The sequence below is a fragment of the Enterococcus raffinosus genome (assembly GCF_018917525.1).
Lineage (GTDB): Bacteria > Bacillota > Bacilli > Lactobacillales > Enterococcaceae > Enterococcus_A > Enterococcus_A raffinosus_A.
This window is the reverse complement of sequence record NZ_JAHLOS010000063.1, coordinates 1-15,982: the sequence shown is the minus strand read 5'-3', so window position 1 is coordinate 15,982 and position 15,982 is coordinate 1. Positions and strand designations below refer to the sequence as shown.

Below are 15,982 nucleotides of genomic sequence, written 5' to 3'. Positions count from 1 at the left end.
CAGGAGTCAATTCTAGAACATCACACAAGCACCAAGCAACTAAAGTGTTATTAAATTATCAAAGAACAAGAGAATAAAACTGGAGTGATTTATCACTCTAAAAAATATATTACGAGGAGGAGTTAAATGGAAGCGTTAGAAGTGATGAATCAGCACAGAGCATATCGAAATTTTGACGAAAACTATCAATTATCAGAGACAGAGCTGAAAAAGATTCTGCAAGCCAGTCGTCAGGCGCCGAGTTGGATGAATGGCCAAATGTACAGTATCATCGTTGTTAAAGATCAGGAGATTCGTAAACAACTAGTAGCAATGAATCCTGGAAATCCTCACGTACTGCATAGTTCTGTCTTCTTAGTATTTGTAGCGGATTTGAAACGGACACAAAAAGTTGCTGAACACTATGGTGTTGATTATCGAATCAATGAGGGATTTGATCCAGTGATTACGGCTGTTACTGATGCAGCGTTAGCTTTAGAAAATGCCGTAATCGCGACTGAAGCATTAGGACTAGGTTCTGTAGTCGTCGGAACGATTCGCAAAGATATAGCCGAAGTCAGTGAATTATTAAAACTGCCTGACTATGTACTACCAGTTGCCGGATTGAGTATTGGGAAGCCCATTGTGGATATGCGGGTAAAGCCAAGATTACCAGAAGAAGCGGTGATTCATTATGATACGTATACGGATTATGATTATTCCGTGATTGAAGAGTATGATGACGCTATGGAAAAATTTGCAGAGGCTCGTGAAACGAAATTATGGAGCAAAAAATTTGCAGACTATTTCAGCAATTCACCAAACAAAAAAGTTGATGAGTTTCTGAAAATCAATAAATTTTTCAGTGTTACGTTTGACACTGATAACTAAGTGACTTATAGTAAGGATGAAAATTAAATTAATTGTTAGGTGAGGCTCCTATATGGACACAGGCTACTGCCCAAAAATGTCGAGAGACGCCAATGGGTATAACAGGGATCATCGTGAAGGTGATTCATAACGTAGCTGACAGATTCTGTCTACGCCCTATAGTGCTAAAGCTCGACGATGAACATGAATGAATTTTTCGCGCGTGCTCATTTTCGAGTGCGCGCTTTATTTGTGTCTTGAAATGCCTAAATAGCTAACTAAACGAAAGGATGTGAGGAAGATGGATCATGAAGATAGTCGACCCAAAAGTAAATATAGTAGGGCGACTGCGGTTGTCCTGAATTTTAGGAGGAACCATTATGATGAACAGAAAAAACCTTCTTGCTCGCAAAGTAAACAAAGACCAAGAACTAAAAAAATTAGCGATCTTGTCTGATCGTGATCTTTTTCTAAACTTGCGGACCTCATTGCAAGGACTATCAGAAGAAGATGCTGAAAGCCGTTTGGAAGAATATGGTCCGAACGAAGTTTCTGCGCAAAAACCAACACCAGCAATTTTATTATTTTTACAAGCGTTCAATGATCCGTTTGTATATGTTTTAGCCGCATTAGCAATTGTTTCTTTGCTAACTAATGACATGGAAGCGTCAGTTGTTATGACGATCATGATTTTGGCTAGTGTGCTGATTACCTTTATTCAAGAATACCGTTCGCAAAAGGCAAGCATCGAATTAAAGGAAATGATCGAAAACACTGCGGCAATTACCCGCAATGGAGAAACAAAAGAAATTCCAATGGATGAAGTCGTACCTGGTGACATTTTGACGTTAGCGACTGGCGATATGATTCCAGCAGACGCTGTATTGATTTGGACAAAAGACCTTTTTGTTAACCAATCATCGTTAACGGGAGAATCAATGCCTGTTGAAAAATTTCTGGCACAAGACAAGGAATTGACAGAAGAAGCAACGGCATTGGACTTAACGAATCTGGTTTTTATGGGAACGGATGTGTTAAGTGGTCAAGGGAAAGCCATTATTTTAAAAACGGGTCAGCAAACATTTTTCGGAGATATCGCGAAAAATGCCACATCTAAACGGGGAAAAACCTCATTTGATATCGGCTTAGCCAGAGTCAGTAAGCTATTATTGCGAATGGTTATGATCCTTTTTCCATTAGTTTTCTTGATAAACGGCTTGACGAAGGGTGATTGGAGCAGTGCCTTCTTCTTCGCCATTGCAGTTGCAGTCGGCTTGACACCTGAAATGCTGCCGATGATTGTGAGCTCCAACTTGGCAAAAGGAGCACTGACATTATCGAAACACAAAGTGATTGTGAAAGAGTTGGCTTCAATCCAAAATTTAGGTGGAATGGATGTCCTATGTACAGATAAAACTGGGACAATTACGGAAGATCGCGTTGTTCTGGTTCAACATTTGGACCCTTTAGGAAATGAAAACGAACAAGTATTAGACCTTGCCTTCATGAATTCTACTTATCAAACAGGCTGGAAGAATTTGATGGATATTGCCGTAATCAATTATTTTGAAGAGCAAGATCGACATTTGCCTTACCAAGCGGTTCAAAAGATTGATGAGATTCCCTTTGATTTTTCTCGTCGCCGTTTAACTGTCGTGATGAAAACAGACGATCATCAATTGATGATCACTAAAGGTGCTGTTGAAGAAATGGCGGCAATTTGTAAATATGTGGAGATTGATGGAGAGATTCTAGAGTTAACACCAGAAATACGACAACAGCTACAAACCGTCAATGAAAAAATGAATCGCCAAGGAATGCGTGTCATCACAGTAGCTGTGCGTCGCGACGCACATGATGAAGCCATTTATTCAACAGATGATGAAGTAGATATGACCCTAGTAGGTTTCATGGGCTTCCTTGATCCTGCAAAAGCTTCAGCTAAGCCAGCAATCAAATCATTGCAGCAGCACGGGGTAGCGGTAAAAGTTCTCACAGGGGACAATGCAATCGTGGCACAAAAAGTTTGTCAGGATGTCGGAATTCCTGCGGATGAATATGTATTAGGCAACCAAATCGATGAAATGTCAGACGATGAATTGTATCAAGCCGCCGAAACTACGAATCTGTTTGCAAAACTAAACCCGATGCAAAAATCACGGATCATTGAAGCTTTGCAAAATAAGGGACACACTGTCGGCTTTATGGGGGATGGCATCAATGATGCGCCTGCTTTAAGAAAAGCAGATGTCGGAATTTCTGTGGATACAGCTGCCGACATCACAAAGGATGCCAGTTCTATTATTCTATTAGAAAAAAGCTTAGGCGTTCTAGAAAATGGTGTGATCGAAGGACGACGAGTCTTTAGTAATATGATGAAATATATTAAGATTACCATCAGTTCAAATTTTGGGAATGTTTTCTCGATTCTGATTGCTAGTGCGTTTTTACCATTCTTACCTATGTTGTCACTGCAATTGTTATTGCAGAATTTAATCTATGATTTCGCTCAATTAACGATTCCTTGGGACAATGTAGATGATGAAGAATTGCAGGTGCCAACAAAATGGGAAACAAAAGGATTATTAAAATTTACCGTATGTATTGGACCCATCAGTTCTGTTTTTGATATCATTACGTTTTTAGTCATGTGGTTTGTCTTCGGAGCTAATAGTGTGGGTACGCAAAATCTTTTTCAAACGGGTTGGTTCATGATTGGATTAACCACACAAGCGTTAGTTGTTCTAATGGTAAGAACAAAGAAGATTCCTTTTATCCAAAGTCGTCCAGCTCCGCAAGTGTTTGTCAGCTTATTAATGGCAGTCGTAGTTGGTGCATTAGTTGTGTTAACTCCGTTAGCTGAGCAATTTGACTTTGTTCATTTACCAAGTAGTTATTGGCTATGGTATGTTGGAATCGTTGCTGCTTACATGTTGGCAACGCAATTAGGAAAAGTGCTCTATATAAAAATTGCAAAAGAATGGATCTGAACTATAACAGAAGGCTCTGTATTGGCCTTCTGTTTCTTTTTTTGTGAAAATGCTTAACAAATTCCGGTCTGACAGGGTTGTGATTTCGGTTGTTTTAATCTATTTTTATCCTCGTGATGCTTGTGATTATGGCAAAATTATGATTTTTCGAGATTACGAACTTGCCTATTCTGAACGTTTGAATTGTTATTATTAGAAATGAGCTGCATGTGATTTCACAAGGTTGAAAAGTGAAACGCTTCAATTCGTTCAGAATTGCTGAGCAAGTTTGTTGTCAATTGAATACAAAAATGCTAATTTAGAGAAGAAGGAGCAATAGCAATAATACAGATTGGTTTGCTGTTGCACTGAAAACAAGATTTAATTTACTTAAGAGAGGAAAGTGTGACACCATGGCAGAAAAAGAGTTAACGATTGATTTTGAAGCCTTACTAAAAGATGTAAACGCGGATTTCCCCGTGTACCAGGCACTGGATGAAGATGGAAAGATTATTAATGAAAATCTCGTTCCTGAATTATCCGATGAAGAACTTGTTGAATTGATGACTTCAATGGTTTGGTCTCGTGTGTTAGACCAACGATCAACTGCATTGAATCGTCAAGGACGATTAGGATTCTTCGCACCAACAGCTGGACAAGAAGCTAGCCAATTAGCCAGCCAATTTGCATTTGAAAAGGAAGATGTTTTGCTACCAGGCTATCGTGATGTTCCACAATTGATCAAACACGGCTTGCCTTTAGCAGAAGCGTTCTTATGGTCACGCGGTCATGTTGCTGGAAACAACTATCCTGCAGATTTACAAGCTTTACCACCTCAAATCATTATCGGAGCTCAATACGTACAGGCTGCCGGTGTAGCATTAGGCTTGAAGAAACGTAATAGTAAAAACGTTGTCTTCACTTATACAGGCGATGGTGGTTCATCTCAGGGTGATTTCTACGAAGCAATCAACTTTGCTGGAGCTTATCATGCAAACGCTGTATTTTATATTCAAAATAATGGATTTGCGATTTCAACACCACGTGAAAAACAATCAGCGGCTAAAACACTAGCACAAAAAGCAGTAGCTGCCGGAATTCCTGGTATCCAAGTGGATGGAATGGATCCTTTAGCAGTTTATTATGTATCTAAAAAGGCACGTGAATGGACAGCGAATGGCAATGGTCCAGTTTTGATCGAAACACTAACGTATCGATATGGTCCACATACATTATCTGGTGATGACCCAACACGTTACCGTTCAAAAGAAATGGACGACGAATGGACGAAAAAAGATCCATTAGTACGTTTCCGCAAATACTTAACGGAAAAAGGCTTATGGTCAGAAGAACAAGAAGAAAAAGTGATTGAAGCAACAAAAGAAGAAATCAAGCAAGCCATCACTGATGCTGACCGCGTACCAAAACAAAAGGTTTCTGATTTCTTGAAAAATATGTACGAAGTGCAACCACAAAACATCAAAGAACAAATTGAATTCTATGAAGCGAAGGAGTCGAAATAATCATGGCACAAAAAACAATGATCCAAGCAATCACAGATGCCTTAGCTCTGATGCTTGAAAAAGATAAAGAAGTTTTAATTTTCGGTGAAGACGTTGGTAAGAACGGCGGCGTATTCCGTGCTACTGAAGGTCTTCAAGAAAAATTCGGCGAAGATCAAGTTTTTGATACACCATTAGCTGAATCTGGTATTGCCGGACTTGCTTTTGGTTTAGCCCTGCAAGGTTTCCGACCTGTTCCTGAAATTCAATTCTTTGGTTTCGTGTTTGAAGCAATGGATGAAATCGTTGGTCAAATGGCTCGGACTCGTTACCGTATGGGAAATACAAGAAACTTACCGATCACGATTCGCGCACCATTTGGTGGCGGTGTACACACACCGGAACTTCACTCAGATAATTTAGAAGGATTAATGGCTCAATCTCCAGGTTTGCGCGTGGTGATTCCGTCAAATCCATACGATGCAAAAGGTTTGTTGATCGCGTCAATCCGTAACAATGACCCAGTAGTCTTTTTAGAACACATGAAATTGTATCGTTCATTCCGCGAAGAGGTTCCTGAAGGAATCTACGAAGTGCCATTGGATAAAGCGGCTGTTACAAAAGAAGGTTCTGATGTTTCAATCATCACTTACGGCGCAATGGTTCGTGAAGCGATCAAGGCAGCAGATAATTTAGCAAAAGAAAATATTAATGCAGAAATCATCGACTTGCGTACTGTTGCACCACTTGATGTTGAAACGATCATTAAGTCCGTTGAAAAAACTGGTCGCGTAGTCGTTGTTCAAGAAGCGCAAAAACAAGCGGGCGTTTCCGCACAAGTTATCTCAGAAATTTCTGAACGGGCAATTCTTTCACTAGAAGCACCTATCGGACGAGTTTCTGCTCCAGATACGATTTTCCCATTCGGACAAGCGGAAGGTATCTGGTTGCCAAACGCAGCAGATATTGAAGCGAAAGTAAAAGAAATCGTAGAGTTTTAACATAGGAGGAAAAATAATGGCTTACCAATTTAAACTGCCTGATATCGGTGAAGGCATTGCAGAAGGTGAGATCGTCAAATGGTTCGTCAAAGCTGGCGATACAATCAATGAAGACGACACTTTATTAGAAGTACAAAATGATAAATCAGTGGAAGAAATTCCATCACCTGTAACTGGAACAATTAAAAAGATTATCGTAGACGAAGGAACTGTTGCCAATGTTGGCGATGTTCTCGTTGAAATCGATGCACCAGGTCATGAAGATAATGAAGGCGATTCAGGCGTGGCTGCTGAATCACAAACACCCGAAGCTCCAGCGGCTGAACCAACAGTTGAAAGCGGCTCAGGCGAAAGCAGCAGTTCTAATGCTGGCGGCGGAGTTTTCCAATTCAAATTACCGGACATCGGCGAAGGTATTGCAGAAGGCGAAATCGTTAAGTGGTTCGTGAAGTCTGGCGACAAGATCGAAGAAGACGACACGTTATTAGAAGTACAAAATGATAAATCAGTGGAAGAAATTCCATCACCTGTAACAGGGACGATCAAAAAAATCATCGTAGACGAAGGTACAGTAGCCAATGTTGGCGATGTTCTCGTTGAAATTGATGCACCTGGACACAATGATTCCAGCGCATCTTCAAGTGAATCCTCTGCACCAGCAGAAGCTTCGAAAACTGAAGAAAAAGGTAACTCTTCAGTGGTAGAAGCAAGTAATCCTGACAAACGTGTATTGGCTATGCCATCTGTTCGTCAATATGCCCGCGAAAAAGATGTTGACATTACTCAAGTAACCGCAACCGGTAAGGGCGGACGAATTGTTAAAGAAGACATCGACACATTCGTTTCTGGTGGCGGCCAATCTGCACCAGCAAAATCAGAAGCTCAAGCTACTGATACGGCAGCAGCAATTTCAAGTGCGCCAGCTGCAAAAGCAGAGAAACCAGCGCAACCATTTACTTCTAACATGGGCGAAATGGAAACTCGCGAGAAACTGACACCGACACGTAAAGCAATTGCTAAAGCAATGGTAAACAGTAAACATACTGCACCACATGTAACCTTGCATGATGAAGTTGAAGTGTCTAAACTTTGGGATCACCGTAAGAAGTTCAAACAAGTGGCTTTGGACAATGGTACGAAATTAACGTTCTTGCCATATGTGGTTAAAGCATTGACTGCAACAGTCAAAAAATACCCAGTCTTGAATGCATCAATTGATGATGCAGCACAAGAAATTGTGTATAAAAATTACTATAACATCGGTATCGCAACCGATACAGATCATGGCTTGTACGTGCCAAACGTGAAAAACGCGGATACAAAAGGCATGTTCAAGATCGCCGATGAAATCAATGAAAAAGCTGCTTTGGCTCACGATGGAAAATTGGCTGCAGATGATATGCGTAATGGAACAATCACGATTTCTAATATCGGTTCCGTTGGCGGCGGCTGGTTCACTCCAGTAATCAACTACCCTGAAGTTGCCATTCTTGGTGTTGGAACGATTGCGCAACAACCAATCGTGAACGATGAAGGCGAATTAGCGGTTGGTCGTGTAATGAAACTTTCATTAAGCTTCGATCATCGTATCGTCGATGGTGCGACAGCACAAAAAGCGATGAACAATATCAAACGTTTATTAGCTGACCCAGAATTATTATTAATGGAAGGATGATAAAATCATGGTAGTTGGAGATTTTGCCATTGAATTAGATACAGTAGTAATCGGTGCTGGACCTGGCGGCTATGTTGCCGCCATCCGTGCCGCAGAAATGGGACAAAAGGTAGCGATCATTGAGCGGGAATACATCGGCGGCGTTTGTTTAAACGTCGGCTGTGTTCCTTCAAAAGCATTGATTTCTGCTGGTCATCATTATCAAGATTCACTAGATTCTTCCATGTTTGGTGTAACTAGTGAAAATGTAAAGCTAGACTTTGCGAAAACGCAAGAATGGAAAGAAAATGGCGTGGTTAATAAGCTTACGTCAGGTGTTAAATTCTTGCTGAAGAAACACAAAGTAGAAATCATTGAAGGAGAAGCCTTCTTTGTAGATGATAAAAACTTGCGTGTGATTCATCCAGATTCAGCCCAAACATATTCTTTCAACAATGCGATCGTGGCGACCGGTTCTCGTCCAATTGAGATTCCAGGCTTCAAATTCGGCGGACGTGTGATCGACTCTACTGGTGGGTTGGCTTTAGAAGCAGTACCTGAAAAATTAGTCATCATCGGTGGTGGTGTAATTGGTGCCGAATTAGGTGGAGCTTATGCTAATTTAGGCGCTGAAGTGACTATTATCGAAGGTACGGCACAGATTTTACCGACCTACGAAAAAGACATGGTGCAGCTTGTTGAGAAAGATTTCAAAGAAAAGGGTATTAAAGTTGTCACCTCTGCAATGGCTCGCGAAGCGGTTGATAACGGCGACAGCGTAACCGTTCGTTATGAAGTTGATGGCAAGGAAGAAAGTGTCGATGCAGATTACGTGATGGTAACTGTAGGCCGTCGTCCAAACACGAATGACATGGGCTTAGAGCAAGCGGGTGTCGAAATGACTGATCGTGGATTGATCAAGGTAGACAAACAAGGTCGCACAAACGTACCAAGTATCTACGCAATCGGCGACATCGTTCCTGGTGCAGCTTTAGCTCATAAAGCCAGCTATGAAGCAAAAATTGCGGCTGAAGCCATTTCAGGCAAGAAAGTAGCCGTTGATTATAAAGCAATGCCCGCTGTAGCGTTTACTGATCCAGAATTGGCTACAGTAGGAATGACAATTAAAGAAGCTAAAGAAGCAGGACTTGAAGCGAAAGCCTTCAAATTCCCATTCTCTGGTAACGGTCGTGCCTTGTCATTAGGCAAGACAGAAGGCTTCATTCGTTTAGTAACTACGGTAGAGGACAATGTTATCATTGGCGGTCAAATCGCTGGTGTTGGAGCAAGTGATATGGTTTCAGAACTTGCTTTAGCGATTGAATCTGGCATGAACGCAGAAGATATCGCATTGACGATCCATCCACACCCATCTTTAGGTGAAATCGTGATGGACGCATCAGAATTGGCTTTAGGTATGCCGATCCACATTTAAATTGAAAGCAAAAAAGTCAAAATCCTTTTTCAAAAGGATTTTGACTTTTATTTTTGTATTCAATTAAGGAAACGGGATTAGTCAATGATTTATACAACTTATTGGTTAGTAAAATCGTATACGTACGAAACTAAAATAACAATTAACTAGCTCTTATTTATAAAAAGCAATATAGCCTGCTTCAACCGGATGATCGATGATCAAACTGTTTTCTTCCTTTAATACATTAAAAGCGATGATTAGGTCTGCTCCAGCAAGGATGAAGTTGATGATCATAATAAAAAATGAGATAGTTCCCGGATAAATGACTAAAAAAAGGGCACTTATTGTTCCTAGAACAGTTAATGGTAAAAGTACGCCGATTAGGTATTGACGTTTCTCTAGCGCTGATCTACAAGCATAGGAAGGCATTAGAGCATTGATGTTAAAACGTACCGCCTTCCAACCGTAACCGCTTGAAAAAGCCCAGCCAAATCCGTGTAATAACTCGTGAATCACTGTTGAAATTATTATGATCGCAAAAAATGTGAGATAGAAAGAGGCTCCGGTGATTTCTGTCAAGTGCGCTCCTCCGACTAATAAAAAACGATAGATTAAACCGAGAATCGCAATAAAGGGTAGAGAGTAGAGTAATCCGAGTAGGATCGCTTTCTTTGCCGTAAAGGTCACATCTTTTTCCTTATAGCCTTCTTGCAGCAACGCGGCTTTCATATTTTTAAAATCTTCTTGGTGTTTTTCCATTTTATAACTCCTCATTTCTAAAGACGACCTGGCCATCGATTTATACAATGGTTATCGCTGCCATTGCCCCAACTAGCCAATCAAGTTGAGAGATCATTAGGTGGGTTTGTCTTGAAATAGGTTCATTTTTGACTTCCTTGATTTTCACCTCAAGTATTTTCCGACTTTCTTTTTCAACGTATTTCTTCAGAATACTCGATTTTTTAAGCAGAATAGCTAAGGCTAAACCATCATGATCCAGTTGATTCAAGTTTTCTAAACGAGAGACTAATTTTGCGATCGTTTCCTCTTTTGCGATGTAAGCAAGAGAATGTGACTCCTTTTTTATCGATACCTCTTTAGCTTCGATGAGTGAACTGCGGATTTGTGAGACTAATTGTTTGATATCTTTTTCAAAGAAAGTCATACCGTAAGCATTCGCGATGGCTTCAATACGTTTCTTTTTAAGCCCCATGATTTTTTCTAAAAGACAGTCGAGGTATTGTAAATCTTCAGGAAGCTCATCAGATAGGATAATTACTTCCTTATTCTCTAATTTGATCATATCAGCTTTTTGTAGATCCAGAAGGCTTGCCATAACAAGACACATTCCAACATAGTAATTGACTGAAGAGATTTTTCCTTGGCGATTCATAGTAAAAAGAAGATATTGTTGAGATAAACTAAGATTATGCATTTTAATTGCTCCTTTAATCGTTTGATTAAAGTATAGCGGTTCATTAAGAAAATTTATTTTTTCGAAACAATCTTTTCAATAATTCGATTTTCTGGTTGTTTTTTCATGGTATTCTAAGATAACAGAAACAATAGTTTCGTTCTGATGATTTTATACGTTGTTAAGAAATAAGCCACGAATAAAAATGTTTAACTATTGAAATCTATTCATTAAAGGGAAAGTGACACAGGAGGGTGAGAACAGTGACGGGGAAATTTTTTCAAGAATTTCGAGAAAAGAAAAATCAATCGATTATGAACACTTCAGACGGGATCGTGACACCTCAATTTTTACGAAAGTATGAACGGGAGAATGGAGATATTCGATTTTCTAATTTGCTTCAATTATTAGGTCGGTTAAATATAACATTCGATGAGTTTGTTTTTGAAATCGATGAGAGCGTGGATGTTTGGTTGTATATGATCGAGGAGGAAATTGATCGTTCATATCATGCTGGGAATTCTTTTTTATTAAAGAAATTCGTGGAAAATCAAGAAAAATTGTATCAACAATCGAATGAAGAAAGATTTCTTTTCGCTGCACTCATTGGGAAACGATTTTACAATTATATTTTCTTGCCTAGTTATACGGTTGATTTAACACCGATTGCTGACTATTTAAGGGAAACGGAAACATGGGGGAAGTTCGAGTTCTTTTTAATCACCTATAATGGTGATCTTTTTAGACCGGAGGAAGCGTATTTTTATGCCAAGCGTCTTGTCAAACAACATGATGGCAGCTTCGAAATGAGAAAATGGCGCTATGATGCATTGTTGCATTTAGTTCGTTACTTGATCGAGGAGAATCATTTAGATCAGGCAGAAAAAATTCTTTTAGAATATCTGGAAAAATTAACACCGAATCGTGATTTAAAGTATATTCATCATGACTTATACGCAAAATTTGTTTACGGGTTACTGCTGGTTAAAAAGAATAATCCCAAAGGACAGCGGCAATGCGAACGGATTATCGATATTTTTGTAGAAGATTGTGGTTATTTGAATTATGGCAATCGATTAAATATTCTTTATCAGTCAACGCTTGCACAAGTGAAAAGAGCGCAATAATGGGATACGAGGGCGTCAGTCCAACTTAACTAAGTAAAAAAATGTATTAAAGATTGGAGTTAAATGATGAAAGAATTACTAGGTTTTAATGCTTCAAAATCAGGGGAAATGTATGACGATTTATCACCTATATTCGTTGAGACTAGGAAAAAGGCTGTCGAAGCAACACGAGAGTATAATGCCTTATACGGCAAAGATGAACAAAAAAGAATAGAAATACTGCGAGCGTTATTGGGATCAGTCGGAGAATCGGTTCATTTTGAACCCGATTTTCGTTGCGAGTTTGGTAAAAATATTCATATCGGGAATCGTTTCTACGCAAATTTCGATTGTATTTTATTAGATGGCGGTGAGATTCATCTTGGTGATGATGTTCTTTTTGGACCGCGTGTAGGAATCTTCACGACGAATCATGCAATTGATCCGGCCGAGCGTGTGGCAGGGGGCTGCTATTCCAAAAACGTTGTGATTGAAGACAACGTTTGGATAGGTGCGAATGTCACGATCAATCAAGGTGTCACGATTGGTAAGAATACGATCATCGGGTCAGGCAGTGTCGTGACTAAAAGTATTCCGGAAAATGTTATTGCGGCCGGTAATCCTTGTCGTGTTTTGAGAGAGATCACTGAAGAAGATAAGACTGATTACCTCTCCATTAGAAATTAGTTTCAGATAGAAGCTTTAAATAAAAGCTTTTGATTTTCTATGGTAAACTATTTTCGAATGGAGTGTGGATCAATGGCAAATTATGGTTACCCAATCGATGAGGATTGGACACACGATGAGATCGTGACAGTCATCAATTTTCTGAATCTTGTTGAAGCAGCGAATGAGGCTAGTATCGAGACAGAAGCTTTTTTGACTGGATATAAAAAATTCAAAACAGTTATAAAAAGCATCGGTGAGGAAAAGCGGATTGGTCGCGAATTCCAAGAAGTCAGCGGCTATTCTTTATATCGAACGCTACAGAAAGCGAAAAATGCGACAACTAAACGATTTAAGATGTAGGAGGACTAAAATGGAACAAGAAATCATCAGTTGGATTTACGAAGCAGCAGAAAGAGTTGAGGCCGGATTAGGCGATGCCTTAAAGGTTGATCAAAAAAGCGGACGGACCGATCTAGTTACAAACGTTGACAAGGAGACGCAGGATTTTATCGTCAGCAAAATCAAGGCCTTTGATCCAAAAGCGAAAATTTTAGGTGAAGAAAATGGTCAGGATGAGACTCCGATCGACCATGGCCGCGTGTTCGTTATCGACCCGATCGATGGAACGCTGAACTTTGTGATGCAGCAAGAAAATTTCTGTATCATGATCGCGGTCTACGAAGAAGGTGTCGGACAACTAGGCTTTATCTATGATGTTATGAGAGATGAGCTTTTTTGGGGCGGTCCCAAAGTTGGGAAAGTCTTCTATAATAATGAAGAACTTTCCGTGCCAGAGAACAAATCCTTAGATCAAGGGTTACTTGGCATGAATCTAGCTCTGTATCGTAAAAATATCTATCATGCTCAGGAAATCGGAAATCAATCCATGGGAGTACGGGTCTTAGGCTGCGCGGGGTTAGATTTTATCGCTATTTTAAAAGGAACTCAGATCGGCTATGTCAGTTCCTTGAGTCCATGGGATTATGCGGCAGGTAAAATCATGATGGAGCTATTGGGAATGGTGACGTGCGGAGCAGACCAAAAGCCATTAAGCTTCCAAGGTCGCGAGTTCTTTATCGGTGCAACTCAAGCGGCGATGAAGGAAATTCAAGCGTTTGATGAAGAGAAAAATTAAGAAAGAGACTTTTTCTGAAAAAATGAAAATGTTTTACTAACACTCTTAACGATTTTCTGTTATAATTGTCAATCGAGTGAGTCTCGCGTTACAAGAAAAGGAGCAATTAAAATTGAATTACAGAGAAGATATCCGCAACGTGGCTATTATTGCCCACGTCGACCATGGTAAAACAACACTAGTTGATGAAATGCTTAAACAATCAGATACCCTTGATAGCCACGTTAGCTTACAAGAACGGGCCATGGATTCCAATGCATTAGAAAAAGAACGTGGAATCACGATCTTAGCGAAAAATACAGCTGTTAACTACAAAGACTACAAAATCAACATCATGGATACACCAGGACATGCCGATTTCGGTGGTGAAGTGGAACGTATCATGAAAATGGTTGATGGCGTACTGTTAGTTGTAGATGCTTATGAGGGCACAATGCCGCAAACACGTTTCGTGTTGAAAAAAGCTTTAGAACAACATTTGACACCAATTGTTGTGGTTAATAAAATCGACAAGCCATCTGCTCGTCCAGAAGAAGTTGTTGATGAAGTATTAGAATTATTTATCGAATTAGGTGCGGACGATGATCAATTAGATTTCCCAGTAATTTATGCTTCAGCGATTAATGGAACATCTAGCTTGTCAGACAATCCTGAAGAACAAGAACCAACAATGGCTCCTGTATTCGATACAATCATTGAAAAAATTCCTGCTCCCGTTGATAACAGCGACGAGCCATTACAATTCCAAGTTTCATTGCTAGATTACAATGACTATGTAGGTCGTATCGGTATCGGCCGTGTGTTCCGTGGGAAAATGAAAGTTGGAGACCAAGTTTCAGTTATGAAGCTTGATGGTTCGATTAAAAACTTCCGTGTGACGAAAATCTTTGGATTCTTTGGATTACAACGTCTGGAAGTTCAAGAAGCAAAAGCTGGCGATTTAATTGCCGTTTCTGGAATGGAAGATATCTTTGTTGGGGAAACAGTTACACCTGTTGACCATCAAGAGGCATTGCCAATCTTACACATCGATGAACCAACGTTGCAAATGACGTTCTTGGTGAACAACTCACCATTTGCCGGACGTGAAGGAAAATACGTAACGTCTCGTAAAATTGAAGAACGTTTGATGTCAGAGCTACACACAGACGTTTCATTGCGTGTTGAAAATACTGATTCACCAGATGCTTGGACTGTTTCAGGTCGTGGGGAATTGCATTTATCAATTTTAATCGAAAACATGCGTCGTGAAGGCTATGAATTACAAGTATCCCGTCCAGAAGTTATCGAGAAAATCGTTGATGGCGTGAAATGCGAGCCATTCGAACGGGTTCAAATTGATACACCAGAAGAATACATGGGAAGCGTAATCGAAGCATTGGGGCAACGTAAAGCTGAAATGCAAGACATGGTCCATTCAGGAAATGGTCAAATTCGTTTGATCTTCTTAGCGCCTGCTCGTGGTTTATTAGGATTTACGACTGAATTCCTATCAATGACTCGTGGGTACGGAATCATGAGTCATACCTTTGACCAATACTTACCAGTAATTCAGAGCGTAATTGGCGGACGTCGTAATGGTGCTTTGGTTTCTGTTGATGCTGGTAAAGCAACAATGTACTCAATCATGAGTGTTGAAGAACGCGGAACAGTCTTCGTTGAACCAGGAACCGAAATTTACGAAGGTATGATCGTTGGAGAAAACAGCCGTGATAAAGACCTGGGCGTAAATATCACGAAAGCAAAACAAATGACAAACGTTCGTTCAGCTAACAAAGACCAAACGTCTGTCATCAAAAAACCTCGGATTTTAACGTTAGAAGAATCTTTAGAGTTCTTGAATGATGATGAATACTGTGAAATCACACCAGAAACAATTCGTCTACGTAAACAAATTCTAAACAAATCTGAACGTGAAAAAGCAGCGAAGAAACGTAAATTAGCTGTAGAATAAATAAATGATTGAAGACTGCGCTTTTATAGCGTGGTCTTTTTTTCGTAAAAAACTGTTATTTTAGAGGGGCAAAATGGTCATGGCAGTTTTTGAATGCTGGTGTATCAGTATTTTAGGAACGAAATCTTAATAAATCGTGTTGACGTGGGATTATTTATTCATTTTATTAAAGAAATTGATATTGAAAGTTTTCCCCAAATTTCAAGTGCAAGTTAGCCACTTATTGAAATTCATGTGTTATTCAATTTTATTCTCTATTTAGCAGCCAACGATAACTTTGATAATTCTGCTAATAAACACTCGCGTGGAGTG

The 15,982-nt window shown here is 39.8% G+C and carries 13 protein-coding genes and 1 riboswitch; of the genes, 11 read left to right on the top strand and 2 right to left on the bottom strand.

The genetic code is table 11. From position 1 onward, the window contains the following. Window positions 1–126: 126 nt before the first annotated feature. The 6 genes from KQI58_RS21660 to lpdA all read left to right on the top strand — a co-directional run bounded on the left by KQI58_RS21660 (window position 127) and on the right by lpdA (window position 9,410). The gene (locus tag KQI58_RS21660) at window positions 127–870 is read left to right on the top strand and encodes a nitroreductase family protein (RefSeq protein WP_216411013.1); all 744 of its coding nucleotides are present in this window, start codon (window positions 127–129) and stop codon (window positions 868–870) included. A gap of 24 nt (window positions 871–894) precedes the next feature. Next, window positions 895–1,060: riboswitch (M-box (ykoK) riboswitch) on the top strand. Between the two features lie 172 nt (window positions 1,061–1,232). Then, a complete protein-coding gene (gene mgtA / locus KQI58_RS21655) occupies window positions 1,233–3,839 on the top strand; it encodes a magnesium-translocating P-type ATPase (RefSeq protein ID WP_216411014.1) in 2,607 nt (868 codons plus the stop codon). 392 nt (window positions 3,840–4,231) lie between these two features. Then, a complete protein-coding gene (gene pdhA / locus KQI58_RS21650) occupies window positions 4,232–5,341 on the top strand; it encodes a pyruvate dehydrogenase (acetyl-transferring) E1 component subunit alpha (protein ID WP_216411012.1) in 1,110 nt (369 codons plus the stop codon). 2 nt (window positions 5,342–5,343) lie between these two features. Continuing rightward, complete coding sequence (locus KQI58_RS21645; protein WP_016180320.1) at window positions 5,344–6,321, top strand: alpha-ketoacid dehydrogenase subunit beta; 978 nt, start codon at window positions 5,344–5,346, stop codon at window positions 6,319–6,321. A gap of 16 nt (window positions 6,322–6,337) precedes the next feature. Next, window positions 6,338–7,996, top strand: a complete 1,659-nt coding sequence (locus KQI58_RS21640; RefSeq protein ID WP_216411011.1) for a dihydrolipoyllysine-residue acetyltransferase — start codon at window positions 6,338–6,340, stop codon at window positions 7,994–7,996. A gap of 7 nt (window positions 7,997–8,003) precedes the next feature. After that, window positions 8,004–9,410, top strand: coding sequence for a dihydrolipoyl dehydrogenase (lpdA, locus tag KQI58_RS21635; RefSeq protein WP_216411010.1), 1,407 nt, complete (start codon window positions 8,004–8,006; stop codon window positions 9,408–9,410). 153 nt (window positions 9,411–9,563) lie between these two features. On the opposite strand, the gene KQI58_RS21630 is transcribed toward lpdA, so the two are convergent. Next, on the bottom strand, window positions 9,564–10,151 hold the full coding sequence (locus KQI58_RS21630) for a DUF3267 domain-containing protein (RefSeq protein ID WP_216411009.1): 588 nt from the start codon (window positions 10,149–10,151) through the stop codon (window positions 9,564–9,566). Window positions 10,152–10,191: 40 nt separating this feature from the next. Beyond that, window positions 10,192–10,827 (bottom strand): GPP34 family phosphoprotein, encoded by a 636-nt coding sequence (locus KQI58_RS21625; RefSeq protein WP_216411008.1) that lies wholly within the window; start codon window positions 10,825–10,827, stop codon window positions 10,192–10,194. A gap of 242 nt (window positions 10,828–11,069) precedes the next feature. Between KQI58_RS21625 and KQI58_RS21620 the strand changes: the two genes are divergently transcribed. The 5 genes from KQI58_RS21620 (at window position 11,070) to typA (ending at window position 15,670) form a co-directional block, all read left to right on the top strand. After that, window positions 11,070–11,933: an Rgg/GadR/MutR family transcriptional regulator gene (locus KQI58_RS21620; RefSeq protein ID WP_216411007.1), complete on the top strand. Its 864-nt coding sequence runs from the start codon at window positions 11,070–11,072 to the stop codon at window positions 11,931–11,933. A gap of 66 nt (window positions 11,934–11,999) precedes the next feature. Further along, window positions 12,000–12,599 (top strand): sugar O-acetyltransferase, encoded by a 600-nt coding sequence (locus KQI58_RS21615; protein WP_216411006.1) that lies wholly within the window; start codon window positions 12,000–12,002, stop codon window positions 12,597–12,599. A 72-nt stretch (window positions 12,600–12,671) separates the two neighbouring features. After that, window positions 12,672–12,941 (top strand): UPF0223 family protein, encoded by a 270-nt coding sequence (locus tag KQI58_RS21610; protein ID WP_216411005.1) that lies wholly within the window; start codon window positions 12,672–12,674, stop codon window positions 12,939–12,941. A gap of 10 nt (window positions 12,942–12,951) precedes the next feature. Further along, complete coding sequence (locus tag KQI58_RS21605) at window positions 12,952–13,716, top strand: inositol monophosphatase family protein (protein WP_216411004.1); 765 nt, start codon at window positions 12,952–12,954, stop codon at window positions 13,714–13,716. A gap of 112 nt (window positions 13,717–13,828) precedes the next feature. Further along, a complete protein-coding gene (typA, locus tag KQI58_RS21600; protein WP_216411003.1) occupies window positions 13,829–15,670 on the top strand; it encodes a translational GTPase TypA in 1,842 nt (613 codons plus the stop codon). Window positions 15,671–15,982: the final 312 nt, after the last annotated feature.